The organism is Allohoeflea poritis, assembly GCF_027889715.1.
GTDB classification, from domain to species: domain Bacteria; phylum Pseudomonadota; class Alphaproteobacteria; order Rhizobiales; family Rhizobiaceae; genus Hoeflea_A; species Hoeflea_A poritis.
In genome coordinates this window covers 24,505-47,072 of sequence record NZ_JAPJZH010000002.1, presented here as the reverse complement: position 1 = coordinate 47,072, position 22,568 = coordinate 24,505, and the positions used below count along the sequence as shown (strand labels likewise).

General features: G+C 60.7%; 24 protein-coding genes. 7 read left to right on the top strand and 17 right to left on the bottom strand.

Features of this window, described 5'->3' with window-relative positions; genetic code table 11:
• Positions 1 to 109 precede the first annotated feature (109 nt).
• The 3 genes from OOZ53_RS03265 (at position 110) to OOZ53_RS03255 (ending at position 2,036) form a co-directional block, all read left to right on the top strand.
• Positions 110 to 721: a glutathione S-transferase family protein gene (locus OOZ53_RS03265; RefSeq protein ID WP_271087881.1), complete on the top strand. Its 612-nt coding sequence runs from the start codon at positions 110 to 112 to the stop codon at positions 719 to 721.
• 10 nt (positions 722 to 731) lie between these two features.
• The gene (locus tag OOZ53_RS03260; RefSeq protein WP_271087880.1) at positions 732 to 1,355 is read left to right on the top strand and encodes a uracil-DNA glycosylase family protein; all 624 of its coding nucleotides are present in this window, start codon (positions 732 to 734) and stop codon (positions 1,353 to 1,355) included.
• 189 nt (positions 1,356 to 1,544) lie between these two features.
• Positions 1,545 to 2,036 carry an Lrp/AsnC family transcriptional regulator gene (locus OOZ53_RS03255; protein WP_271087879.1) on the top strand — a complete coding sequence of 164 codons (492 nt, stop codon included), beginning with the start codon at positions 1,545 to 1,547 and terminating at the stop codon, positions 2,034 to 2,036.
• Positions 2,037 to 2,051: 15 nt separating this feature from the next.
• Here OOZ53_RS03255 and OOZ53_RS03250 read toward each other — a convergent pair whose 3' ends face one another.
• Positions 2,052 to 2,768 (bottom strand): DNA alkylation repair protein, encoded by a 717-nt coding sequence (locus tag OOZ53_RS03250; protein WP_425499097.1) that lies wholly within the window; start codon positions 2,766 to 2,768, stop codon positions 2,052 to 2,054.
• 1 nt (position 2,769) lies between these two features.
• Positions 2,770 to 3,639, bottom strand: a complete 870-nt coding sequence (locus OOZ53_RS03245; RefSeq protein WP_271087878.1) for an NAD(P)-dependent oxidoreductase — start codon at positions 3,637 to 3,639, stop codon at positions 2,770 to 2,772.
• Between the two features lie 64 nt (positions 3,640 to 3,703).
• Here OOZ53_RS03245 and OOZ53_RS03240 point away from each other — a divergent pair, with 64 nt between their 5' ends.
• Complete coding sequence (locus tag OOZ53_RS03240) at positions 3,704 to 6,166, top strand: penicillin acylase family protein (protein WP_271087877.1); 2,463 nt, start codon at positions 3,704 to 3,706, stop codon at positions 6,164 to 6,166.
• An 8-nt stretch (positions 6,167 to 6,174) separates the two neighbouring features.
• Here OOZ53_RS03240 and OOZ53_RS03235 read toward each other — a convergent pair whose 3' ends face one another.
• From OOZ53_RS03235 to moaA, 10 genes are all read right to left on the bottom strand, one after another.
• Positions 6,175 to 7,005: an ABC transporter permease gene (locus OOZ53_RS03235; RefSeq protein WP_271087876.1), complete on the bottom strand. Its 831-nt coding sequence runs from the start codon at positions 7,003 to 7,005 to the stop codon at positions 6,175 to 6,177.
• On the bottom strand, positions 7,002 to 7,715 hold the full coding sequence (locus OOZ53_RS03230; RefSeq protein WP_271087875.1) for an ABC transporter permease: 714 nt from the start codon (positions 7,713 to 7,715) through the stop codon (positions 7,002 to 7,004). Before OOZ53_RS03230 ends, OOZ53_RS03235 begins: the two co-directional genes overlap by 4 nt.
• Positions 7,716 to 7,811: 96 nt before the next feature.
• Positions 7,812 to 8,600 (bottom strand): ABC transporter substrate-binding protein, encoded by a 789-nt coding sequence (locus OOZ53_RS03225; protein ID WP_271087874.1) that lies wholly within the window; start codon positions 8,598 to 8,600, stop codon positions 7,812 to 7,814.
• 220 nt (positions 8,601 to 8,820) lie between these two features.
• Positions 8,821 to 10,104: a molybdopterin molybdotransferase MoeA gene (locus tag OOZ53_RS03220; protein WP_271087873.1), complete on the bottom strand. Its 1,284-nt coding sequence runs from the start codon at positions 10,102 to 10,104 to the stop codon at positions 8,821 to 8,823.
• Positions 10,101 to 10,610 (bottom strand): molybdopterin-guanine dinucleotide biosynthesis protein B, encoded by a 510-nt coding sequence (gene mobB, locus OOZ53_RS03215; protein WP_271087872.1) that lies wholly within the window; start codon positions 10,608 to 10,610, stop codon positions 10,101 to 10,103. The genes OOZ53_RS03220 and mobB overlap by 4 nt, the downstream gene beginning before the upstream one ends.
• Positions 10,607 to 11,275 (bottom strand): molybdenum cofactor guanylyltransferase MobA, encoded by a 669-nt coding sequence (gene mobA, locus OOZ53_RS03210; RefSeq protein ID WP_271087871.1) that lies wholly within the window; start codon positions 11,273 to 11,275, stop codon positions 10,607 to 10,609. The genes mobB and mobA overlap by 4 nt, the downstream gene beginning before the upstream one ends.
• Complete coding sequence (gene fdhD / locus OOZ53_RS03205; protein WP_271087870.1) at positions 11,272 to 12,168, bottom strand: formate dehydrogenase accessory sulfurtransferase FdhD; 897 nt, start codon at positions 12,166 to 12,168, stop codon at positions 11,272 to 11,274. Before fdhD ends, mobA begins: the two co-directional genes overlap by 4 nt.
• A gap of 4 nt (positions 12,169 to 12,172) precedes the next feature.
• Positions 12,173 to 13,405 (bottom strand): multidrug effflux MFS transporter, encoded by a 1,233-nt coding sequence (locus tag OOZ53_RS03200; RefSeq protein WP_271087869.1) that lies wholly within the window; start codon positions 13,403 to 13,405, stop codon positions 12,173 to 12,175.
• Between the two features lie 95 nt (positions 13,406 to 13,500).
• Positions 13,501 to 14,406: a DMT family transporter gene (locus OOZ53_RS03195; RefSeq protein ID WP_271087868.1), complete on the bottom strand. Its 906-nt coding sequence runs from the start codon at positions 14,404 to 14,406 to the stop codon at positions 13,501 to 13,503.
• Positions 14,407 to 14,452: 46 nt separating this feature from the next.
• A complete protein-coding gene (gene moaA / locus OOZ53_RS03190; RefSeq protein ID WP_271088284.1) occupies positions 14,453 to 15,442 on the bottom strand; it encodes a GTP 3',8-cyclase MoaA in 990 nt (329 codons plus the stop codon).
• A 306-nt stretch (positions 15,443 to 15,748) separates the two neighbouring features.
• Here moaA and OOZ53_RS03185 point away from each other — a divergent pair, with 306 nt between their 5' ends.
• Complete coding sequence (locus OOZ53_RS03185; RefSeq protein WP_271087867.1) at positions 15,749 to 16,132, top strand: gamma-butyrobetaine hydroxylase family protein; 384 nt, start codon at positions 15,749 to 15,751, stop codon at positions 16,130 to 16,132.
• Between the two features lie 26 nt (positions 16,133 to 16,158).
• Here OOZ53_RS03185 and OOZ53_RS03180 read toward each other — a convergent pair whose 3' ends face one another.
• On the bottom strand, positions 16,159 to 16,638 hold the full coding sequence (locus tag OOZ53_RS03180) for a MarR family winged helix-turn-helix transcriptional regulator (protein ID WP_271087866.1): 480 nt from the start codon (positions 16,636 to 16,638) through the stop codon (positions 16,159 to 16,161).
• Positions 16,639 to 16,685: 47 nt separating this feature from the next.
• Here OOZ53_RS03180 and OOZ53_RS03175 point away from each other — a divergent pair, with 47 nt between their 5' ends.
• Both OOZ53_RS03175 and OOZ53_RS03170 read left to right on the top strand, forming a co-directional pair.
• The gene (locus OOZ53_RS03175; protein ID WP_271087865.1) at positions 16,686 to 17,591 is read left to right on the top strand and encodes an alpha/beta hydrolase; all 906 of its coding nucleotides are present in this window, start codon (positions 16,686 to 16,688) and stop codon (positions 17,589 to 17,591) included.
• A gap of 58 nt (positions 17,592 to 17,649) precedes the next feature.
• The gene (locus OOZ53_RS03170) at positions 17,650 to 18,261 is read left to right on the top strand and encodes a pyridoxamine 5'-phosphate oxidase family protein (protein ID WP_271087864.1); all 612 of its coding nucleotides are present in this window, start codon (positions 17,650 to 17,652) and stop codon (positions 18,259 to 18,261) included.
• Positions 18,262 to 18,336: 75 nt separating this feature from the next.
• Here OOZ53_RS03170 and OOZ53_RS03165 read toward each other — a convergent pair whose 3' ends face one another.
• The 4 genes from OOZ53_RS03165 to OOZ53_RS03150 form a co-directional block, all read right to left on the bottom strand.
• Complete coding sequence (locus OOZ53_RS03165) at positions 18,337 to 18,951, bottom strand: L,D-transpeptidase (protein ID WP_271087863.1); 615 nt, start codon at positions 18,949 to 18,951, stop codon at positions 18,337 to 18,339.
• 107 nt (positions 18,952 to 19,058) lie between these two features.
• Entirely contained in the window at positions 19,059 to 20,150 is a 1,092-nt protein-coding gene (locus tag OOZ53_RS03160; protein WP_271087862.1) for a DUF2332 domain-containing protein, read from the bottom strand.
• Positions 20,147 to 21,766, bottom strand: a complete 1,620-nt coding sequence (locus OOZ53_RS03155; protein WP_271087861.1) for a fumarate hydratase — start codon at positions 21,764 to 21,766, stop codon at positions 20,147 to 20,149. The genes OOZ53_RS03160 and OOZ53_RS03155 overlap by 4 nt, the downstream gene beginning before the upstream one ends.
• A gap of 137 nt (positions 21,767 to 21,903) precedes the next feature.
• The gene (locus OOZ53_RS03150; RefSeq protein WP_271087860.1) at positions 21,904 to 22,440 is read right to left on the bottom strand and encodes a tetratricopeptide repeat protein; all 537 of its coding nucleotides are present in this window, start codon (positions 22,438 to 22,440) and stop codon (positions 21,904 to 21,906) included.
• Positions 22,441 to 22,568 lie beyond the last annotated feature (128 nt).

Below are 22,568 nucleotides of genomic sequence, written 5' to 3'. Positions count from 1 at the left end.
GCGCGAATGATTAAAAAGAACCTTCCAACAAGGCCCAGAAGCGCTATTCATTAAATGAAATCAATCACCGGCAAAGAACGGCCAAAACCACGGAAAACTGGAGAATTTGATGCTGTTATACGATGGAGGACGGGCACCCAATCCGCGCCGGGTGCGCATATTTCTGGCGGAAAAGGGAATTGAAGTTCCCATGAAGTCCGTCGATATGACGGCGTTTGGCCACCGTTCGCCCGAAATCACGGCACTCAACCCGTTTCAGCGGCTGCCTGTTCTTGTTCTTGATGACGGCACGGTTTTGACAGAAACCGTGGCCATCTGCCGTTATTTCGAGGAATTGCATCCCGATCCGCCGCTGATGGGCACGAATGCGCTGGACAAGGCGCAGGTCGAGATGTGGAATCGCCGGGTCGAGCTCAATTTCTCCTATTTCGTCGCCCAGGCCTTTCGGCATACCCATCCGGCCATGGTTGAGTGGGAAGTGCCGCAGATCAAAGAATTTGGTGAAGCTAATCGGCCCAAGGCATTGAAAGCGATGGAACTTTTAAACGAGGAGCTGAAGTCTCGCGAGTTTATCGCTGGCGATCGGTACACCATCGCCGACATAACGGCGATGATGGGTATGGACATGCTGAAACCGGCGCGAATCGAGCGCCCGGTTCATCTTGAAAACCTCATGCGCTGGTACGAGACCGTGTCCTCCAGGCCCAGCGCATCGGCCTGAGCTGTGCGATATGGCGAGCAAACTCGATGAACTTCTCGGCGAGATCAGGCGATGCCGGATCTGCCGGGACGCGCCGAAATACGGGAAAACCCTGCCTCACGAACCGAGGCCCGTCATCGCTGCAACCCGTTCGGCGGGGATTCTGATCGCCGGACAGGCGCCGGGGACGCGTGTTCATGCGAGCGGCGTGCCGTTCACCGATCCATCCGGCGACCGGTTGCGGGACTGGATGGGCATCGATCACGAGACATTTTACGATTCGCGGCGCGTTGCCATTGTTCCCATGGGCTTTTGTTTTCCGGGCCTCGATGAGAAGGGCGGCGACCTGCCGCCGCGCCGGGAATGCCGCGAGATCTGGCACGACCGGGTTGTCGAGACCTTGAAGGAGATCCGGCTGGCGCTGGTCATCGGCCAGTATGCGCATGCCTATCACCTGGGAAATTTTCGTGAAAAATCGCTGACGCTGACGGTCGCCAACTGGCAACAGATACGCGACCGGGCCCGTCCTTACCGGGTCTACGCGCTGCCGCATCCGTCATGGCGCAACAACGCATGGCTGAAGAAAAATCCCTGGTTCGAACGCGATCTGTTGCCGGAACTGCGCAGCGACATAGCTGCAATCTTGAAAAACTGATGTTGGATGCTCCGAGAAAGTCGGAAAAATAGAAAATAGTTTTACCATTTTTCTATTTGGGGATTGAATTTCCGAAAATTCATGCGATTTAGAGCGTATGTAAAAATATGTTCCGTCAACGCGTGTCCGGTTCTGGCAAAAGCCTGTGAACACAGGCGACCGTGACGGCGTGCAACAAGGAGAACCGGGATGGACCGGCTTGACCGAAAGATACTGCGGCTTTTGCAGGAAGATTCGACTTTGGCGGTGGCCGATATCGCCAAGAAGGTCGGCCTGTCCACCACACCATGCTGGCGGCGCATTCAGAAACTGGAAGAAGAAGGCGTGATCCGCCGCAGGGTGGCGCTGCTCGACCAGTCCAAGATCAACGCCAATGTCACCGTCTTTGTGGCGATCCGCACCAATTCGCATTCGCATGAATGGCTGATGCGGTTTTCGGAGGTCATCACGCAGTTTCCGGAAGTGGTCGAATTCTACCGGATGAGCGGCGAGGTCGATTATCTGCTGCGCGTGGTGGTGCCGGATATCGCCGCCTATGACGCCTTCTACCAGCGGCTGATCAAGAAGATCGAGATCCGGGACGTCTCGTCGTCCTTTGCCATGGAGCAGATCAAATACACGACGGAACTTCCGCTCGACTATATGGTGATCGACGGAAGCCGGGCCTCGGAACCGGCGTAGGTCCACGCCAAAGCGTCACGCCTTCTTCGCTTTCGCTGCGAGCCGGTCGAACGTTTTCGGTGCGGTGAGTTCCTTGACGGCATCCTTGCCGATCCATCGCTCCGTCCGGTCGTCGCTTGCCGCCAGTTTTTCCGCCAGCGCCAGAGCCGGTTCGTGAAGTCCGAGCGAGCGCTTTCCGATCTGGCGCAGTGCCCAGTTGACGGCTTTCTTGACGAAGTTCCGCTGATCCTTCGCATGGCGTTCGATGAGCGGCAGCCAGGCCAGCATGACACTGTCCGGATGCTTCTTCAGATGCACCGCGCCCCAGGCCATGGTCGCAAAACCGGCGCGGCGGACGAATTCGCGTTCGTCGGCCGCGAAGGGTTCGATTATTGCGTCATGCAGCTCAGCTTCCACGAACAGCGCCGCCGCATGATCGACGACCTCCCAGGAGTTGAACTCGGCGACCCATGCCCATGCCTGGTCCACCGTTACCTTTGTCGGCTCGTCGCTGAAACAGGCGAGCAGGCGCGCCTCGCGTATGCCGGTCTGCCAAAGGTCGAGGGCCCGCTCGTGGTTGCGCCTTATCTTGCGGGCGAGCGGCCGAAGTTCGGCATTGCGTATGCCGAGCGCAAGTTCGGTATCAATCCCGAAGCGAGCCATTCCGGCGATATCGTCGGGCGAGGCGTGGGCGCGAAGCCAGTCCACGACGTCATCGCAACGCCAGTCCGGTGACGGTTCGCCGCCTCGCAAATCAGCGCTCCAGACGCGCCAGCAGCGAGGATGTGTCCCAGCGGTTGCCGCCCATTGTCTGGATCTCGCGGTAGAACTGGTCGACCAGCGCCGTCACCGGAAGGCTGGCGCCGTTGTTGCGGGCTTCCTCAAGCACGATTGCCAGGTCCTTGCGCATCCAGTCGACGGCGAAGCCGTGCTCATAGTGACCGTCATTCATTGTCTTGTGGCGGTTTTCCATCTGCCAGGAACCCGCCGCACCCTTGGAAATGACATCGATGACCTTTTCAATGTCGAGCCCGGCGGCCTTGCCGAAATGGATGCCCTCCGAAAGGCCCTGGACAAGGCCGGCAATGCAGATCTGGTTGACCATCTTGGTGAGCTGGCCGCTGCCGACATCGCCCATGAGCCCGACCATCTTGGCATAGCAATCGATGACCGGCCGCGCCTTTTCGAAGATCTCGGGCTTGCCGCCGACCATCACCGTCAGGGCGCCGTTTTGTGCGCCGGCCTCGCCGCCGGAGATCGGGGCGTCAAGAAAACCGAAGCCCATTTGTGACGCGGCCTCGGCCAATTCGCGGGCGACCTCAGCCGAGGCCGTTGTGTTGTCGACAAAGACTGCGCCCGGTGCCATGCCGTGAAAAGCGCCGTCGGGACCGGTCGTCACGGAGCGCAAGTCGTCATCATTGCCGACGCAGGCAAAGACGAATTCGGCGCCCTCGGCGGCTTCGCGCGGCGTTTTCGCGGAACGGCCGCCAAATTCGGCCACCCATTTTTCGGCTTTCGCACCCGTGCGGTTATAGACACAGACCTCGTGGCCGCCGCGCGTGCGCAGGTGCCCGGCCATGTGATAGCCCATAACCCCCAGTCCGATAAATGCCGCTGTTGCCATATCATTCGCCCTTCTGCAAAGTGCTGCCCGATCATTCGAGTGCATTTCAGGAGGGAATAGATCAATGCGGCGGATCATCAAAGCCCTTGTGCGGTTTATTTTTGTCGCGGTTCCCCTGATCATCGTGGCTGCCGGTGCCGGTTTCATCTGGATGGCGCGCTCGCTGCCGCCGGTTTCGGGCACCATGCAGGTCACGCCGCTTTCCGAAACGGTGACCATAGCGCGCGACGAGAACGGCGTGCCGCATATCAGCGGCGCGAGCATGAACGATGTCTTCACGGGGCTCGGTTTCGCGCACGCGCAGGACCGCCTCTGGCAGATGGAAGTGGTGCGCATCGCCGCGCAGGGCCGTCTGTCCGAGCTGTTCGGCGAGGCGACGGTCGATAGCGACATCTGGCTGCGCAGCATGGGCCTGTTCGACGCGGCGAAGCAATCCTACGATCTGTTGTCGGATGAAAGCCGCGCGGCGGTCGATGCTTATACCGCCGGAATCAATGCCTGGATGTCGCGGGACGCGCGCTTTTTTGCCTCGAGGCTGCCGCCGGAGTTCGTCATTCTTGGCCATACGCCGGAACCCTGGCAGCCCGCGCACACGGTCGCGGCGCTCAAGATGATGTCCGTGACGCTCGGCAAAAACGCATCCGACGAGGTGATGCGGCTGGCCTTCGCACGGCTGGGCTATTCGTCCGAGGACATAGCCGAATTGCTGCCTCTGCTTCCGGGCGACAATGCACCTGTCTTGCCGGACCTGACCGCGTTGCTGGAACTCGCATCCGGTCCCTTGGAGGTTTCCGGCGATGGCGATCAGCGCGATGCCTTCCTGCTGCCGCTGCAGGATCAAACGCGCAAGGGCGCGTCCAACAACTGGGTTGTCTCCGGATCGCGAACGGAAAGCGGCAAGCCGATCCTGGCGAACGATCCGCATTTGTCCTTGTCGGCGCCTTCCATCTGGTATCTTGCGCATTTGCGGCTCGAGGCTGGCGATGGAGCGCGCAATTTCATCGGTGCCACGACGCCGGGGTCGCCGCTGGTATTGCTCGGGCGCAGCGATACGCTGGCCTGGGGGCTGACCAATACCGGCTCGGACGTCCAGGATATCTTTGTCGAGAAGGTCAATCCGGACAACGAGGACGAATATCTGACGCCGGATGGTTGGCAGGCCTTCGGCAGCAAACAGGAGACGATCAAGATACGTGACGGGGGTGAGCAGGTCTTTACCCGCCGCTGGACCCGTCACGGTCCGGTCCTGCCGCCCAGCTATCTCAGTATCGGTCAGTATCTGCCGGACAACACCGTCGCCACGCTGCAATGGGTGGCGCTGGCGGCGGATGATCTGACGATGAATGCCGGCCTCAAGGCTCTTGACGCCACAACGGTCGAGCAATTCCAGGCGGCGATGTCGAGCTATGTGACCCCGATGCAGTCGATGGTGATTGCCGATGCCGCCGGCAATATAGGGCTGATCGCGCCGGGCAGGGTACCGGTGCGGGACCCGCGCAACGCCGTGATGGGGCGGGCGCCCGTGCCGGGCTGGGATGCCACCTATGACTGGAAGGGCACAATTCCCTTCTCGCGCCTGCCACGGCAGAACAATCCGGAAATCGGGGCTATCGGGACAGCCAACACCAAGATTGTCGGCCCCGACTATCCTTATCTCCTGACGCTGGACTGGGAGGAGCCCTGGCGACAGGAGCGGGTGGACGAACTGATCGTCGACAACCGGACGCCACAGACCTTCGCCATGAGCCGTGATGCGCAGGCGGACGTGCGGTCCCTGGCATTCGCCGAACTCGGGCCGAAGATGCTGGCGTTGGTAGAGGGGCGGGACGGCGTTGATGTGGCCGCCATTGCCGTTCTCAGATCGTGGGACTACGAAATGGTGCGGGACAGCAATGCACCGCTGATCTTCATGGCATGGCTGCGCGAAAGTATGATCGGCATCTACAGCGACGATCTCGGACCGGCGTTCGATCCGTGGTTCAAGGCGCGGGGCGATGTGATGCTCAACCTGCTCGACGGCAAAACGCGGCGCGACTGGTGCGACGACGGCAGGACGTCGGAAAAGGAAAGCTGCGCGGATATCCTCGCTGCCGGTCTCGACCGCGCGATTGCAGACCTCAAGGAACGCTACGGTGCGGACCGCGATGCTTGGAACTGGGGCGAGGCGCATAAATCGGCTGGTGCCCATTCGCCGTTTTCACGGGTTCCGATGCTGAATGCGTTTTTCGATGTCAAGGTGGACAGCGCCGGCGGCCCGTTCACGCTGGATCGTGGCAGGACGCGGCTGGAAAACCCGGAGACGCCGTTCATCAATGCCAGCGGGTCGAGCTTCCGTGGCATCTACGATTTCGCCGATCTCGACCTGTCGACCTATATCCAGACGACAGGACAGTCCGGAAACCCGTTCTCCAGACACTATCGCGACTTTGCGGTGCCGTGGTCGAATGTTGAAGGCATCACCATCCCGGCGGATCCGGCGCTTTACGAGCCCAATGTCGTCGGCACATGGCAATTGACGCCGGGATAGAAAGCCCGTCAGCGCTTCAGGTGCCGGGTCAGGCGGTTTTCCAGAACGTTCCAGAGGTTGCGCAGCGCCTCGACGATGATGAGGTAGAAGATCGCCGCCCAGATATAGGTCTGGAAATCGAAGGTGCGCGAATAGGCGCGCCGCGTCTCACCGAACAGGTCGAAGACCGTGATGATGGCGACGATGGCCGATCCCTTGATCATCAGAATGATCTCGTTGCCGTAGGGGCGGAGAGCAACGATCATCGCCTGCGGCAGGATGATCTTGCGATAGGTCTGCAATCGCGACAGCCCCAGCGCCCGCGCGCCTTCGAACTGGCCTCTCGGAACGCTCTGCAGCGCCCCGCGCAGGATCTCGGCCTGATAGGCGGCGGTGTTCAGCGTGAAGGCGAGGATCGCGCAATTCCACGGATCGCGGAAGAAACCCCACAGGCCCATTGCCTGCAGTTGCGGGCGGAACTCGCCGAGACCGTAATAGATCAGGAAGAGCTGCGCGATCAGCGGCGTTCCGCGGAAGAAGTAGACGTAGCAATAGGCGGGACCGGAAAACCAGCGGTTTTGCGACATGCGGCCGGCCGTCACCGGGATCGACGCGATGGCTCCCAGAACAATGGAAATGCCAACGAGCGTAATGGTCACCCACAATCCTGAAAAATATCGCGGCGCGTAACGATCGATCTTTTCGGGATCCCATTCGGCGAACAGGTAAAGGATGATGCCGACGCCGACCAGCAGCCAGAGCGCCATGGCGGCAAGGCCGGAAATGCGCGCGGTCGTCCACGGGCGCGCCGGTATGGGCGGCGGGGCCTGTGCCTCGATCAACTGTTTTGCAACGCTCATACCCGCACCTCCGACCGCTCGACGCTGCGTTCGATTGCGCGAATAACGAAGGACGACAGGATGGCAAGCACCAGGAAAAGCAGGCAGGCCGTGCCGAAGAACAGGAACGCCTCCTTGCTGACCCGCGCGGCGATCCCGGCCTGGCGAAGAATATCCGGAAGCCCGATGACCGAGACGAGTGCGGTTTCCTTGAGCAGGATCATCCACAGATTGCCAAGGCCGGGCAGGGCAATGCGGATAAGCTGCGGCAGGATGATCTTGATCATGGTCTGGACCTTGCCCAGACCAAGCGCGTAGCCGCCCTCGTACTGACCGGCGGGGATGGCCCGGAATGCAGACAGGAATACCTCGCTGGCAAAGGCGGAGAAGACGACACCCAATGCGATCATGCCGGCAAGGAACGAGTTGATCTCGATCTGCGTTTCGAAGCCGAGAGCCGACACTGCCTCCCTGATGCCGATCTGAAGTCCGAAATAGACCAGGAACAGGGTCAACAGCTCCGGAAGGCCGCGAAAAATGGTGGTGTAGATTTCGGCGGCCATCTTCAGGGCCTTCTCGTCGCTCTGCTTGGCGAGCGCCAGCAGGAAACCGACGACGAGACCGAGCGGCAAAGTCGCCAGGGCAAGGCCGACGGTGACAAGAACGCCGGAAGCGATCTGGTCACCCCAGCCGTCAGGGCCGAAGCTCAGCAGCGTTAAGGTCTGTTCCATTTTTTGTTTTCACGGTCTGGGCCGCGTCTTCCCCTTTATAAAAAAAACGGCGGGAATGATCCCGCCGTTTCCTGTCATATCAAACAAGGCCGGCGATCACTCGCCATAAACGTCAAATTCGAAGTATTTGTCGTTGATTTCCTTGTATTTTCCGTTTTCGCGGATGGCGATAATCGCCTCGCTGAACATCTCGCGCAGTTCGTCCTCGCCCTTGCGGATCGCGATGCCGGCGCCCGGGCCGTTGATCACCGGATCGGGCGTCAGCGTGTCGAGAATCTTGCAGCAGGCGCCATCGTCGGTCTTCAGCCAGTCCGAAAGCACAACGACGTCGTCAATGACGGCATCGACACGGCCGCTGGCAATGTCGAGCTTGTACTCATCCGGTGTCGGATAGAGGCGCAGTTCCACCGACGGAAGTTTTTCCTCGGCATAGTTGGAGTGCGTGGTCGAGCTCTGGGCGCCAAGCACCTTGCCCTTCAGGCCGGCGTCGGAGGCGTCGGTGATGTCGGAATCCTTCGGCACCGCGATGGCCGGCGGCGTGTTGTAGTACTTGTCGGAGAAGTCGACCTTTTCCATGCGCTCCTCCGTGATGGACATGGAGGCGATGATGGCGTCGAACTTGCCGGCGATCAGAGACGGGATCATGCCGTCCCAGTCATTGGTGACGAATTCGCACTCGACCTTCATTTGTTCGCAAAGCGCGTTGGCGATGTCGATGTCGAAGCCTTCCAGCTTGCCGTCCGAGGTCAGATTGTTGAATGGCGGGTAAGCGCCTTCGGTACCGATCTTGATTGACTTGATGTGGTTGTCGGCCTGCGCGATACCGACCGTCAAGGCCAGTGCGGCCGCGGAGGCTGCAAGAGTAAGGTACTTGGAAATACGCATGTTTATCCTTCCTGATATCGTGCCTTGTTCGTTGATGTTGGCGGCACATTGTTGCGGGTCCCCTGTGCCCCGCTCAGGCGGCGATATTCCCACTGTTTTTGAACAAATTGCAACAGCAAAATTGAGAGCTAAGGCCCCGTTATTGCGCAAAATGTCGCTGTCAAAGCGCCAATCTGCGGTGGTTTGCGCCGCGCATGCCGCTACCGGGGCAAATCAGTTTTCACCCCGTGGTGATCCCGAATTCGGAAAATGGAATGTAGTTGACGGGATCTCCGGGCTTCACGGCGCGGATATCCTCACCCAGTTCAATGAGTCCGCCGGCGCTGCGCAGACCGGAAATGAGGCCGGAGCCGTCACGCGGATATTTCTGCACCACCGTATTGCCCTTGTCGTCCGTTTCCAGCCAGCCGCGCTGGAATTCACGGCGGTCGGGTTTCTTTGACTTGATCGCGAAGCCGGCGGGCAGCGCGTAACGCCGCGGCTCCCGATACGTGCCGCCGCCCAGCAACCGGAGGGCGGGGCAGCAATAGAGCAGGAAACACACGAAGGCGGCGACAGGATTTCCCGGCAGTCCGAGAAAAACGCAGTCGCCGATCTGGCCGAACGACATCGGGCGGCCCGGCTTGATGGCGATCTGCCACAGATGGCGCTTGCCGAGCCGGTCGATGGTGCGCACGATATGATCCTCTTCGCCGCGCGATGCGCCGCCGGTGGTCAGAATGACGTTGTGATCGGCGGCCGCCTTGGAGAGCGCGGCTGAGATGGCGGCCTCATCGTCTTCGAGGATACCGAGATCTGTTGTCGCGACCGGCAGGTCGCGGCAAAGGGCGGCAAGCATGTGGCGGTTGGTATCGAATACCTGGCCTTCGTTGAGCACGGCTACGCTTCCGGGTTCGACCAGTTCGTTGCCCGTGGAAACGATGGCCACGCGAAGCTTGTCGAAAACGCCAATCTCGGATTTTCCGAGCGAGGCGAGGGCGGCGATATCCTGAGGACGCAGTCGCTGACCAGGCACAAGCAACCGGTCGCCGGCCTTGACGTCCTCTCCGGCAAGGCGCCGGTTGGCGCCCGGGCGCAGCCCGGCGGGGATCGTGACGGACATGCCGTCGTCGGAGACCGTGCAATCTTCCTGCATGGCGACCGTGTCGGCATTCGGCGGCATGACAGCGCCGGTGAAGATACGCGCTGCCGCGCCGCCGGCAAGCGGGGCGGGCGGGCGGTCTCCAGCGGCAATGCGCGGGCCGATGGTCATCGTGTTGTCGGCCGCATAGTCGCCATGGGCAAAGGCGTAGCCGTCGACGGCGCTGTTGTCGTGCAGGGGAACGTTTCGTGGCGCTTCGACACCTTCGGCAAGCAGCCGGCCCGACAGGTTATCGAGGCGCACGCTTGAAATGCCGACCACAGGGCCAAGGCGGGATGTGATCAGCGCCACGACGTCGTCATGGCGCATGCGGCCCTTGTCGTGAAGGAAACAATCGTCGATCAGATGCGGCGTTCCGGTCATTGCGCCAGCCCCACATGGCGTTCGATGAAATCGGCGACCGCCACGGTATCGTCGAGGTCGAAGACCGGGATTGCGGCATCTTCGACCGGATAGTCCGACGCGATCGCGACGATTGTCGGGTCCTTGTCCGAGAGCGCATCATGGCTCTTGGCCTCGCGCCGCCGCGCTTCGAGTTTCGGGTGTTTCCGGGTCTTGTAGCCTTCGATGAGAACGAGATCGCAGGGCGTGAGACGCGCCAGCACATTTGCCAGATCCGGCTCGTCCTCGTCGCGCAGTTCGTGCATGAGCGCCCAGCGCTTGCCCGATACGACGGCAACTTCTGTCGCTCCGGCCGTGCGGTGGCGGTGGCTGTCCGTGCCCTCATGGTCGATATCGAATGCATGGTGGGCATGCTTGACCGTCGAAACGCGGTGGCCGCGGCCTGTCAGTTCCTCGATCAGGCGGACCGTCAGGCTCGTCTTGCCGGAGTTCTTCCAGCCGGTGATGCCGAAAACCCGCTGGGTCACCTAGGCTCTCCCGTCCTTTGCCGCCCCTCGATTATGTCCAGAAATTTCTCGGCCATTGCGAAATCTTCGGGCGTGTTGGCATTGAAAAACGGATCAAGCGGGCCGTCTGCCGTCTCGAGAAGCGGAAAATTCACCATCCGCAGATCATGCGCGCCGGCCCAGGCCATCACCTTAAAGGTCTGCGACCGGCCGAGCCAAGCGGCCAGATCGTCGCGCAGCGCCACCGGCCAAAGGGCAAAGACAGGATGTCGGTTGCCGTCGGACGTGGCCATGACGATCGTATCGGGTGCCAAATTCGGACCGGATGTCAGGCGCGCGACGAGGTCGGCCGGGAAAAACGGCGTGTCGGCGGCGGCGGTGACAATGTGGGTGCAGGTCGGCACATTCCCGGTTGCCCATCCCATGCCGGCGCAGACGCCGGCGAGCGGCCCGGCGAACCCTTCGATTTCATCGGCGATCACGGGCAGGCCGAGCCCGGCAAAGCGGGCGGGATCGCCATTGGCGTTGAGGACGAGTTCGTCCACCTGCGGGCGCAGCCGCGCCGCGACACGTTCAAGCATCGACGTTCCGCCGAGCGGCAGCAGCGCCTTGTCGCCGCCGCCCATCCTGCGCGAAAGACCGCCCGCAAGTATGCAGCCGACAATCGGTCCGGTTTGCGCGGTCATCGCGACCTGCCGCCCTTGCGGGCATGTTTGGCGTCTTCGTCGGCCACGCTCGAAGGATCCATGTCGAACACGATGCGTTTTTCGCCCGAAAGCGCGACGAACCGCTTGCCGCGTGCGCGTCCGATGAGCGTCAGGCCGACCTGGCGGGCAAGGTCCACGCCCCAGGCGGTGAAGCCCGAACGGGATATCAGGATCGGTATGCCCATCATGGCGGTCTTGATCACCATCTCCGATGTCAGCCTGCCGGTGGTGTAGAAGATCTTGTCGTGCGCCTCGACGCCGTTCATGAACATCCAGCCGGCGATCTTGTCGACGGCATTGTGGCGGCCGACATCCTCCATGTAGACCAGCGGCCGGTCCTTTTCGCAAAGCACACAGCCATGGATGGCGCCGGCCTCCAGGTAGAGCGACGGGGCGGTGTTGATCGCCTTTGTCAGGGTGTAGAGCCACGATGTATGCAGGACGGCGTTCCGGCTGAGCGCGATCGAGCCGAAGCCCTCCATGACATCGCCGAAGACGGTGCCCTGGGCGCAGCCGGACGTGCGCACCTTCTTTTGCAGCTTGTCCTCGAAGTCGGTTTCGCGCCCGGTGCGCACAACGACCACGTCGAGCTCATCATCATAGTCGATGCCGGTGATCTCGTCGTCGGGGGCCAGCATGTTCTGGTTCAGAAGATAGCCGACCGCCAGGAGATCGGGGTAATCGCCGATGGTCATCATGGTGACGATTTCCTGGCGATTGAGATACAGCGTCAGCGGCTTTTCGGTCACCACACGGGTGCGGACGGCGTTGCCGTCCTGATCGATGCCGCCGACCTGGCGCGACAACCGTTCGTCGCCCGGGTCGGGTCCCAGAAGCAATTCGTTCTTGCGCTTTGTCTGATCCTGCACCATGCCCTTACTCGCCGGCCGGTTCACCTGCCTCAAGCGCCACCTTGCGCGCCACATAGATCACGTAGAGCGCGGTCACGACGCCCGCTATCGACGATATAAGCATAATATAGAGCAGGGGATAGGGGCCGGTCTGCGGAGACAGCATCGAGCCGGACAGCACCGAGAGCGCCGCGCCGCCGCCGATCATCAGCGCGCCGCCCAGCCCTGCGGCCGATCCCGCCAGGTGCGGCCTTACGCTGACGATGCCGGCATTGGCGCTGGGAAGGCTGATGCCGTTTCCTATACCGACAAACAGCATGTAACCGAAAAAAGCCATCGGGTGTGTGACCCCCAGCGCAAGGGTCAGGATCGATCCGATCATGCCGAGGCCGGTAACGATATTGCCATTGAGCATCATGTTGTTGATGCCGAAGCGGTGGGTATAGCGGCCTGAGATGAAGTTGCCGACGATATAGCCGATTGCCGTCAGTGCGAAATACAGGCCCAGCTCGGATGGGCTGAGGCCGAGGAACTGCACCGAAACATAAGGCGCGCCGCCGAGAAAGGCGAAGAACGAACCGGATGTGAACGCGGCGGAAAGGGCATATCCCCAGAAGCGCCGCGAGCGGATCAGTTCCGGATAGGCCCTGAATTGCGCGCCGAAACTGGTGGACCTGTTCTGGTTCGTCTCGCCCAGGTCAAGCCAGACAAGGCCCAGCACGAACACGCCGAAAGCCAGCGCCAGGCCCATGGAGGCCCGCCATCCGTAGATCTCTTCAAGTATTCCGCCGATCAGGGGGCCGACCATCGGAACCAGTGCCATGCCCATGGTAATGTAGCCGAAAAGGCTGGCGGCCTCGTCGGTTCCCACCATGTCCCGGACGACGGCGCGCGACAGCACCAGCCCGGATACGACGGCGGTCTGTATCAGGCGCCCGATCAAAAGAACCTGGAAGTTGGGCGCCACCATGCAAAGCAGCGTGGCGGCAATGAAAATCCACATGCTGCCCAGCAGAACCGGGCGGCGTCCGAAGCGGTCGGACAGCGGGCCGATGATGAGCTGCATGAAGGCGGTGGCGCCAAGATAGGCGGATATCAACAATTGTGCGTAGGAATAGCTGACGCCGAACTCGCTTGCGATACCGGGCAGGGACGGCAACAGGATATTCAGGTTCAACGCGCCGGCGCCCGTCATGATCACCAGGGTGGTGATATGCGGTGCGGTGTGTCGGTCCAGAAATATGCTGTCCTTGTTCACAATGCGTTTCCTTTTCCGAATCGAAAGCAAGCCGATGACCGGATTCGATAAATGCTGAACCGAGGATTTTCCCGGGGTTCGGTTGCGGATCGCGTCTAGGTCGCTTCTTCAAGTTGCGACACCGACTCGCTTCGCAGCCGCGTACGACGTTCCCGGTATAGGGTATAGAGGCCGGTCATGACAATGATGGCGCTTCCGGCGATGGTCAGTCCGTCCGGAAATTCTGAGAAAAACAGTATACCGAGAAGTATTGACCAAAGCAGGCCGGTGTAACGGAAAGGGACGATGAAAGCGATGTCGCCGTGACGGGTGGCAAGCACGATGAACTGGTAACCGACCAGTACAAAAATGGCGGCTCCGAGTATTTCCACGAAGCTTGCCGTTTCGACTGGCGCAACGGTTCCGCTGGCGATCCACATGAAAAGACCCGTCACCGCGATGACGGGGGCCGTCAGGACGGAAAGAAACAGAGACGGAATATCCTTGTTCATCCGGCGGGTCGCCAGATCGCGCGATGCCGCGCAGATCACCGCGCCGACCACCAGCAGCGAATAAACACTGTAACCGGACAAACCGGGGCGGATGACAAGAACAACGCCGACGAAGCCGATCAGGGTCGCCAACCAACGGCGCCAGCCGACCGGTTCTTTCAAAAACAGCGCCGCGCCGACAGTTACGGCCAGCGGCAGGGCCTGAAGGATAGCGGCGGCGTTGGCCAGCGGAATGCGGGCAAGCGCCGTGAGAAACAGGACCGTCGCCAGCGCCTCGCTCGCCGTGCGCAGCAGCGGCATGGGTTTGAGGATCGTCTTAAGCGGTCTCAGGGCATTGCTGCGCCAGGCAATCACAAATATCAGCAGCGAGGCGACGATGCTGCGCAGGAAAATCGCCTGACCCATGCTCATATTTTCGGACAGGCGCTTCATCAGCGCATCGTTGAAGACATAGCCGGCCATTGCGAGCGCCATGTAGAGCGCGCCACGCATGTTGGTCGATTGCAGCATCAGGCCGGGATTGATCTGCCCGGGTTACGTTCGATCACCCGCATTGTCAGCCGCCGGTCACGCTCATGTGGCGGGCGACGGCCGGTTTGTTGCTGCGTCGGTCGATGACGAAGTCGTGCCCCTTGGGCTTGCGCAGGATGGCCTCGTCAATGGCTTGGGACAGCAGCGCGTTGCCTTCGGATGCGCGCAGCGGCGCACGCAGATCGGCGGCATCGTCCTGTCCGAGGCACATATAGAGGGTACCGGTGCAGGTGAGCCGCACGCGATTGCAGCTTTCGCAGAAATTGTGGGTCATCGGCGTGATGAAGCCCAGGCGACCGCCGGTCTCGGCCACTTCGACATAACGCGCCGGTCCGCCGGTTTTATAGTCGATCTCGTTCATGGTGAATTGTTTGGCGAGTTGTGCCCGCAGCAGCGAGAGCGGCAGATAGTTATCTGTGCGATCCTCGTCGATCTCGCCCATGGGCATGGTTTCGATGACCGTCATGTCCATGCCGAGACCGTGTGCCCAGCGCAGGATTTCGGGAATTTCGGCGTCGTTGAAACCCTTGAGCGCGACCGTGTTGATCTTGAGCTTGAGACCGGCTTTTCTGGCGGCGTCTATTCCCGCCTGAACGCGGTCAAGATTGCCCCAGCGCGTGATGTGGCGAAATTTGTCGGCATCGAGCGTGTCGAGCGAGACATTGATGCGGCGCACGCCGCAGTCCACCAGTTCCTCCGCGACACGGGCGAGCTGCGATCCGTTGGTCGTGATCGTGACCTCGTCAAGCAGGCCGGAGTCCAGATGTCTCGATAGTCCGCGAATGAAGTGCATGATGTTCTTGCGCACCAGCGGCTCGCCGCCGGTCAGTCGAAGCCGCCGCACGCCTTTTTCCGCAAAAACGGTGCAAAGCCGGTCCAGCTCTTCAAGCGTCAGAAGGTCCTTCTTGGGCAGGAACGTCATGTTCTCGGCCATGCAGTAGGTGCAACGGAAATCACAGCGGTCCGTAACCGAAACCCGCAAATAGCTGATCGCGCGTCCGAAAGGATCGATCATCGGCGGCTGTGACGGTCCGTTTCCGGTCAAATCCGCGGTCGTGTTGGAGGTCCGTCCTGTCACTGAATACACCTTTGATGCCAATTTGCCGTGCTGCCGCACCTTGAAAGCCTGATATGTTGCGCCCCGGGACGCCTTCGTCAAGGCGCAAAACGCCTGCCGTGTCCCCAAACCAATCCTGGTTGCGGCTCGGCAAGCCGCTGAAATCCGGGTATCGTCATTGCGGCTGCATCTGGACAATCCTGGCCAGATTGTGCTCTGTGCCGACAAAGCAACAGGTTGTGCCACAACAAACCGGATTTGATCATGGCGGAAGCGGCATCCCCACGTCCCACCGAGCTGCGGGTTTCCCAGGACCGGCAGACATTCACCGTCGCCTTTGGCGAAACCATGAGTTACGCGTTTCCCGCCGAGGCGCTGCGGGTGCTGTCGCCATCGGCGGAGGTTCAGGGGCATTCACCGGAGCAGCGCGTGACAGTGCCGGGAAAACGGAATGTGAAGATCACGGGCGTCGAGCCCGTGGGACACTACGCGGCGCGGATCATCTTCGATGATGGGCACAATACGGGCCTTTACACCTGGACCTATCTTTCCGAGCTGGGGCGGGACTTCGACAATCACTGGGCGGGCTACCTGGCCGAACTGGAAGCCAAGGGCATGAGCCGCGACCGAGCGGAGATGCCGCGATAGGGCGCCGGCTCTGACCGAGAAACGGACTATCCTTCCTGTGGTTCCCGTTCCATCTCCCAGCTTTCCATCTGGCGAATCATGCGGCTCATCACTTCGCCGACGAAATTGCAGTCGTCCGTGCTGGTGGTCGACATGGAATGCTCGATGAGTTCCAGTTCTATCGCCAGCGCCTTCAACGTGATTTCGCGTCCCTTGTCCGTCAGATAAAGCCGCAGCACGCGTTTGTCGCTTTCATCCTTGCGCCGCTCAATCAGGCCGCGTTTTTCGATCTGCGGCAAAAGCATGCTGATATTCGAGCGGCCGACCAGCAGCTTATGGGCAAGATCCTGCTGCGAGATGCCTTCGAACCGGTAGAGATTGGCAAGGATATCCAGGTGCGGAACCTTTATGTCCAATGGGGCGAGCGCCCTTGCCAGCTTCTGGTGGATCAACTGGCTTGCCCTTGCGACGGCGATCCAGTTCTTGAAACGCGGATTGTCCCACGGCAGCGCTTGATTTTTGTTCATAGTTGTACAATATTGTTCATGATTGAACTTACCCATGGATTCCGACTATGACATCAATCATTCAAAAGGTCATCCACTTCGGCTTTGATATCACAGGACGAATTGCTCCGAAAACGGCGGGACGCGCGGCCTTCCGGCTTTTCAGCCTTACGCCGTCGCGCCGGCCGGGCAACAACAGGGCCCGACGAGCGCTCGACCTGGCGAAGCCTGCAATGGACACCGCCCGGCGTTTGGTCCTTCCCATCCATGGAGGCTCGATCGCGACATGGTATTTCCCGGCGCTGGCCAATGAATCACCGCAGACCGTGCTCATCGCACATGGTTGGGGATCGCGCTCGGAGTACATGCTGGACATTGTGCACGCGCTGCAGAATTGCGGTAAGGCGGTTGTCGCCATCGACCTGCCGGGTCATGGCGGCTCCAGCGGGCGGACCTTGAACATGGCAATGGCTGTCGAGGCGGTCGATGCCGCCTGGCGGCAGTACGGTCCGTTCACGATGATGCTCGGCCATTCATTCGGCGGCGCGGTGGTGCTGAACGCCGCCGTCGGTTCGGTCGAGGGTTTTCCGCCGAAAAAACCTGAAAAACTGGTGCTTGTTTCCGCGCCGAATTCCCTGCCTGCCGTGTTCGCCTGGTTCGCCGACCGGCTTGGGCTTGGCGCGGTAAGCCGCCGCAGCCTCTATGACCGTGTCGAAGAGTTGACCGGACATCCCTTGAGTTCCTTTGTCGGGACGCTGCAACTGGCCAGGCTTGGAACGCCCACGCTGGTCATTCACGATCCGGACGACCGGGAGGTCACTGCCGACAGCGCCACGGCCTTCGCTACCGCCGGCTCTCATGTTGAAGTTCTGTGGGCCGAAGGATATGGTCACCGCCGTATTCTCAAAGCGCCGGGTGTTTTGCAGGCGGTTGTCCGGTTTTCCGGCCGCAAGGGCAAGGCGAGGGCAGCGTGATCGGTTGAAACGCCACGCTGCGGTTCGCGCTCGGCCGTCAGCAAGGAGCAGTCGGCTCATGACAGTCATACGCACCGTCGCGCAACTGGAAGCCATCTATGGCGAGGCCGGCGAGGCTTCACTTGCAAAGGTCGCCGACCATGTGACCGATCACTATGCGCGCATCATCGCCGCTTCGCCGTTCTGTGCGCTTGCGACCGTTGGTCCGGAAGGGCTCGACTGCTCGCCGCGCGGCGATCTGCGCGGCTTCGTCACGATCGGCGATGGGCGGACGCTTTACCTGCCCGACCGGCGCGGCAACAACCGGGTCGATTCCCTGCGTAACGTGGTGCGCGACCCCCGGGTTGCCCTGATGTTCCTGGTGCCCGGATCGGGCAATGCGCTGCGGGTCAATGGAAGGGCGGTCATCAGCATCGATCCTGAACTGCTCGATCGTTTTGCCGTCAAGGGCAAAGCGCCGCGCAGCGTCATGGTCATTACCGTTCAGGAGATCTACTTCCAGTGCGCGCGGGCGATTGTTCGCTCTGACCTGTGGAATCCGGAGAACCATGCCGATCCGGACACGCTCCCGACGCCGGGTGAAATCCTGGGAGCGATGTCTTCCGGGCGCGTTGGCGGCAAGTCTTATGACGATGCATGGAACGGCCGCGCTCAAAAGACGCTGTGGTAGTTGCCGGAACCTGCCGGCAACAAGATCAAGGTCTTTCCGGACCGGTCAAACGATCCAGTCTAACTCGGAATTGCCCTAGTTGCGCACGACGACGCGCGTGCCGATACCCACACGTTCGTAAAGATGGCGCACATCGTCATTGGCCATACGGATGCAGCCGGACGACATGGCCTTGCCGATGGTCCAGGGCTGGTTGGTGCCGTGGATACGGTAGATGGTCGATCCGATGTAAAGCGCGCGCGCGCCAAGCGGATTGTTAGGCCCGCCCTTCATATATTTCGGCAGGATGCGGCCCTTGGCGGCTTCGCGGCGGCGCATCACTTCCGGTGGTGTCCAGCCCGGCCACTCTGCCTTTCGGCTGATGCGGTTCTTGCCCTGCCAGGTGAAACCGTCGCGGCCGACGCCAATACCGTATTTCATCGCCCTGCCATTGCCCATGACATGGTAGAGCCGGCGTTCCGACGTATCGATAATGATCGTGCCTTCAGGAAAATTCTCCTTGAACCGGACCACCCTGCGCGGAATCGGCGACTTGTCGGACCGATACTTGCCCTTCTGGTAGTTCGGTGACGGCGGAAACAGAATCTGCAGAAGCGTCTTGCGCTCCGGACTGCGTTCGGCGAGTGCCGTTGCGCCCAAAGGATTCAGAGTAACAAGTGCCGCCAATGCGGCGATCGCTATGGATTTCATGGATCAGTCGCCCCCCGATGACCAAAACAACAACCAGACGTTACTTTACAAAAGATTTGTGAAGGAACGTCAACAATTCAGTAAAACCCAGTAAAACGTGCAAGCGTTTATATTTCGTTGCGTAATATTGAGTGACTGTCCTTGTCCCATTGAATCCAGCGACCATGAAAATCGACTCTCGCCAGTTCGCGTTCGATACCGCCCGGCCAGCCTTGCAGGGTCAGCGCCGCGCCGGGAGAGCGGCCATCCGCCTCCAGGCCGACCCGGTAAAGCGGTGCATCGGGCGTGGCACGTGCCCCTGCCGCTTCGATAAGGCTCTGGCCCCTGCGGCGGCGGCTTTCCGGCAAATATTGCCAGGCGATGGTGTGGAAAACGACATGTGCGTGACCGTCCATCGGCTCGCGTAACCGCGCGTCCAGCCATTCGACGGCATCGGCCGCGTCGACGGACATGGACCGCTTTTCCTGTAACGCCAGTGCGGCGCGCAGACGGTCGATCCGGTCGGTCTGGTCGGCCCAGACATAGGACAACAGGCGCAGCCGGTCCGTATCGTCGGTCAGGTCGAACGGCCTGAGGTCGCAGCCGCGCCTTTCGGCGATGGATATGTCGGCGGCGGGCGGAGGCGGCCCGGACCAGTCCGGTTCAAGATGGACAATTGATCCCGGCATACCGTACTGCCTGCCGGCGAAGCGGTAGCTGAAGTCGTCGAGCAACAGGTTCAGCCCCGCGCTGGAGCCGAGTTCGGAAAGCACGACTGGCCGTGCAGCGATGGCGCCAATGTGCAACAGCGCGGCGTAGATCGCCGCGGCGCGCCGTATTTCGTTGGTTTGCGGGGCATTGCGCAAGCGCTCGCATATCCATTCGTCGTGACGCTTTATGGCCGCGCGAACCGCGCTGTGCAGGTTCGCGGCGTCTATGTCGGCATGATTCGGCGGATAGAGCTGTGCCAGTGACGCATCCCTGCTGCTCAGGACAAGTTCGTGCAACGCCCCGCACAATCGCAGCGGTACCGAATCGCCGTTCGCAGAAGGATCACCGGGCCAATCGGAAAGGGCCTGGAACGCACGCGATTCCGGCAGGCCCCGTTCCGCGATTGTACCGCACAAGAGCGCCGTGAAGGCGGAACCGAGGCTGTCGCAAGCCTGCTTTTGGCGCAAGAAGGCCTTTTTCAGCGGTTGCGGCAGCGCCCGTTCCGTCATTCCAGATCGAATTCCTTGAAGAAATCGTTGCCCTTGTCGTCAATGACGATGAAGGCGGGAAAATCCTCGACCTCGATCCTCCAGATCGCCTCCATTCCCAGCTCAGGATATTCGACGACTTCGACTTTCTTGATGCAGTCCTGGGCAAGCCTTGCTGCGGGGCCGCCGATCGAGCCAAGATAAAATCCGCCATGGCGGGCGCATGCCTCCCGCACCGCGCGCGAGCGATTGCCTTTCGCAAGCATCACCTTCGAGCCGCCGAAGGACTGAAACTGGTCGACATAGCTGTCCATGCGGCCCGCCGTCGTCGGCCCGAAGGAACCCGAGGCGAAGCCTTTCGGCGTCTTGGCCGGCCCTGCGTAGTAGATCGGATGATCCTTGAAATAGTCCGGCATTTCTTCGCCGTTTTCGAGCCTCTCGCGGATTTTGGAATGGGCAAGGTCGCGCGCGACAATGATGGTGCCATTCAAAGAAAGGCGTGTTTTTACAGGGTACTTTGACAGTTCCCTGAGCGTTTCCTCCATCGGCTTGTTCAGGTCTATATGCAGGACGTCATCGGTCAGTGCCGATGCATCGATATCCGGCATGTATTTGGCCGGATTGGTCTCCAGTGCCTCCAGGAATATTCCGTCGCTGGTGATCTTGCCCTTTGCCTGCCGGTCGGCCGAACAGGAAACGCCGAGCCCGATTGGCAATGAGGCGCCGTGTCGGGGCAGGCGGATCACCCGTACATCATGGCAGAAATACTTGCCGCCAAATTGCGCGCCGATGCCCATCTGCTGCGTCAGTTTGTGGACCTCCGCCTCCATTTCGAGGTCGCGGAACGCGTGACCCTGTTCCGAGCCCTCGGTCGGCAGGTCGTCGAGATATTTGGTCGATGCCAGCTTGACCGTCTTGAGGTTCATTTCAGCTGATGTTCCGCCGATGACAATGGCCAGGTGGTAGGGCGGGCAGGCGGCCGTGCCCAGGGTCAGGATCTTCTCCTTCAAGAACGCGACAATGCGCTCATGGGTCAGCAGCGACGGCGTGCCCTGGTAAAGGAACGTCTTGTTGGCCGACCCGCCGCCCTTGGCGATGAACAGGAATTTGTAAGCGTCCTCGCCCTCTTCATAGATATCGATCTGAGCGGGCAGGTTGTTGCGGGTGTTCTTCTCCTCGAACATGGCAATCGGCGCAAGCTGCGAATAGCGCAGATTCTTCTTCTCATATGCGTCGAGAACGCCTTTGGCCAATGCACTCTTGTCGCCGCCTTCGGTCCAAACACGCCGGCCCTTCTTGCCCATGACAATGGCGGTTCCGGTGTCCTGACACATCGGCAGGACGCCGCCGGCCGCGATATTGGCGTTTTTCATGAGGTCGTAGGCCACAAAGCGATCATTGTCGGTCGCCTCCGGATCCTCAAGGATTTTTGCCAGTTGCTTGAGGTGCGCGGGGCGCAGCAGGTGGTTGATGTCCGCGAATGCGGCCTCGGCGAGCAGCCGGATGCCCTCCGGTTCCACGGTCAGTATTTCCTGGCCCTTGAAGGTGTCGACCGAAACGAAATCAGAACTGATCTTGCGGTAAGGCGTATGGTCTTCCGCCAGCGGAAACAGCTCGGCGGCGGGCATGTCGGACATCGGGCAAACCTTTCAAACGTATCTTGCTGGCCCGTTGTTATTCGCTGGCATCTGCAATTGCAATTGCGGGCCGGCAGCCAAAAATAAACCGGGCGCCGTCGCCGGCGCCCGGTTTACCGATTTCACAATAGACCGGATCAGCTGTCCTTGCTGTTGATGTAGTCGGCGATCTGGCCGGAAAGTTCCGCATATTCGCTGCATCCGCGCCCGTTGCAGATCCGCCGGATCTCGGCAAGCTGTTCCAAAGCGCCGGCAAGGTCGCCCTTCTGCAGCAGCGCTTCGCCCATGTATTCGCGCACAAGCGTGTATTCCGGATCGATGGCCAGCGCCGCCTGGTAATAGACGAGGCCGTCATCGACGCGGCCGAGTTTACGGGTGGCAAAACCGAGATAGTTGAGCACGCGCTTGTCATCGGCCGAGGCAAGCTTCAGGACGTCGATGGCTTCCTGGTAACGCCCGGCATGGGCCAGGCTTCTGCCGGCCTCGTAAAGGCTTTCCTGATCCACTTCAGAGGACTGCCTGACGCATTTCCTCTTTGCCTTGTCCCACACCCAACCCGCGTTGCAGGCGTTGTCCGAGGAGGACCCGCCGCCACTGCCGGCCGCATAAACGGGTGTCGTCAGCATGAGCCCTGCCGTCAGCAACAGGGCGGTTGAAATTGTTACACCTTTCATCGGTATCCCTCTGGCGGTTGTTGGTTGGCGCTACCTTACACGATTTTCCGCAAGCCGCAGTTCACGATCGCATGAGCCGCAGCGCGCGTGCGATCACAAATAGAGTAGCCGAATTACAGAGCAAGGGA

What these genes read in the sequence shown, in the direction of transcription:
- OOZ53_RS03155 (WP_271087861.1), bottom strand. Translation starts at nt 21,766, where the DNA reads ATGTCCGACATGCCCGCCGCCGAGCTGTTTCCGCTGGCGGAAGACCAT.
- OOZ53_RS03220 (WP_271087873.1), bottom strand. Translation starts at nt 10,104, where the DNA reads ATGACCGGAACGCCGCATCTGATCGACGATTGTTTCCTTCACGACAAG.
- OOZ53_RS03260 (WP_271087880.1), top strand. Translation starts at nt 732, where the DNA reads ATGGCGAGCAAACTCGATGAACTTCTCGGCGAGATCAGGCGATGCCGG.
- mobA (WP_271087871.1), bottom strand. Translation starts at nt 11,275, where the DNA reads ATGACCGCGCAAACCGGACCGATTGTCGGCTGCATACTTGCGGGCGGT.
- OOZ53_RS03160 (WP_271087862.1), bottom strand. Translation starts at nt 20,150, where the DNA reads ATGACGGAACGGGCGCTGCCGCAACCGCTGAAAAAGGCCTTCTTGCGC.
- OOZ53_RS03185 (WP_271087867.1), top strand. Translation starts at nt 15,749, where the DNA reads ATGGCGGAAGCGGCATCCCCACGTCCCACCGAGCTGCGGGTTTCCCAG.
- OOZ53_RS03175 (WP_271087865.1), top strand. Translation starts at nt 16,686, where the DNA reads ATGACATCAATCATTCAAAAGGTCATCCACTTCGGCTTTGATATCACA.
- OOZ53_RS03240 (WP_271087877.1), top strand. Translation starts at nt 3,704, where the DNA reads ATGCGGCGGATCATCAAAGCCCTTGTGCGGTTTATTTTTGTCGCGGTT.
- OOZ53_RS03180 (WP_271087866.1), bottom strand. Translation starts at nt 16,638, where the DNA reads ATGAACAAAAATCAAGCGCTGCCGTGGGACAATCCGCGTTTCAAGAAC.
- OOZ53_RS03255 (WP_271087879.1), top strand. Translation starts at nt 1,545, where the DNA reads ATGGACCGGCTTGACCGAAAGATACTGCGGCTTTTGCAGGAAGATTCG.
- OOZ53_RS03165 (WP_271087863.1), bottom strand. Translation starts at nt 18,951, where the DNA reads ATGAAATCCATAGCGATCGCCGCATTGGCGGCACTTGTTACTCTGAAT.
- OOZ53_RS03265 (WP_271087881.1), top strand. Translation starts at nt 110, where the DNA reads ATGCTGTTATACGATGGAGGACGGGCACCCAATCCGCGCCGGGTGCGC.
- fdhD (WP_271087870.1), bottom strand. Translation starts at nt 12,168, where the DNA reads ATGGTGCAGGATCAGACAAAGCGCAAGAACGAATTGCTTCTGGGACCC.
- OOZ53_RS03150 (WP_271087860.1), bottom strand. Translation starts at nt 22,440, where the DNA reads ATGAAAGGTGTAACAATTTCAACCGCCCTGTTGCTGACGGCAGGGCTC.
- OOZ53_RS03245 (WP_271087878.1), bottom strand. Translation starts at nt 3,639, where the DNA reads ATGGCAACAGCGGCATTTATCGGACTGGGGGTTATGGGCTATCACATG.
- OOZ53_RS03225 (WP_271087874.1), bottom strand. Translation starts at nt 8,600, where the DNA reads ATGCGTATTTCCAAGTACCTTACTCTTGCAGCCTCCGCGGCCGCACTG.
- OOZ53_RS03195 (WP_271087868.1), bottom strand. Translation starts at nt 14,406, where the DNA reads ATGCTGCAATCGACCAACATGCGTGGCGCGCTCTACATGGCGCTCGCA.
- OOZ53_RS03230 (WP_271087875.1), bottom strand. Translation starts at nt 7,715, where the DNA reads ATGGAACAGACCTTAACGCTGCTGAGCTTCGGCCCTGACGGCTGGGGT.
- OOZ53_RS03170 (WP_271087864.1), top strand. Translation starts at nt 17,650, where the DNA reads ATGACAGTCATACGCACCGTCGCGCAACTGGAAGCCATCTATGGCGAG.
- moaA (WP_271088284.1), bottom strand. Translation starts at nt 15,442, where the DNA reads ATGATCGATCCTTTCGGACGCGCGATCAGCTATTTGCGGGTTTCGGTT.
- OOZ53_RS03235 (WP_271087876.1), bottom strand. Translation starts at nt 7,005, where the DNA reads ATGAGCGTTGCAAAACAGTTGATCGAGGCACAGGCCCCGCCGCCCATA.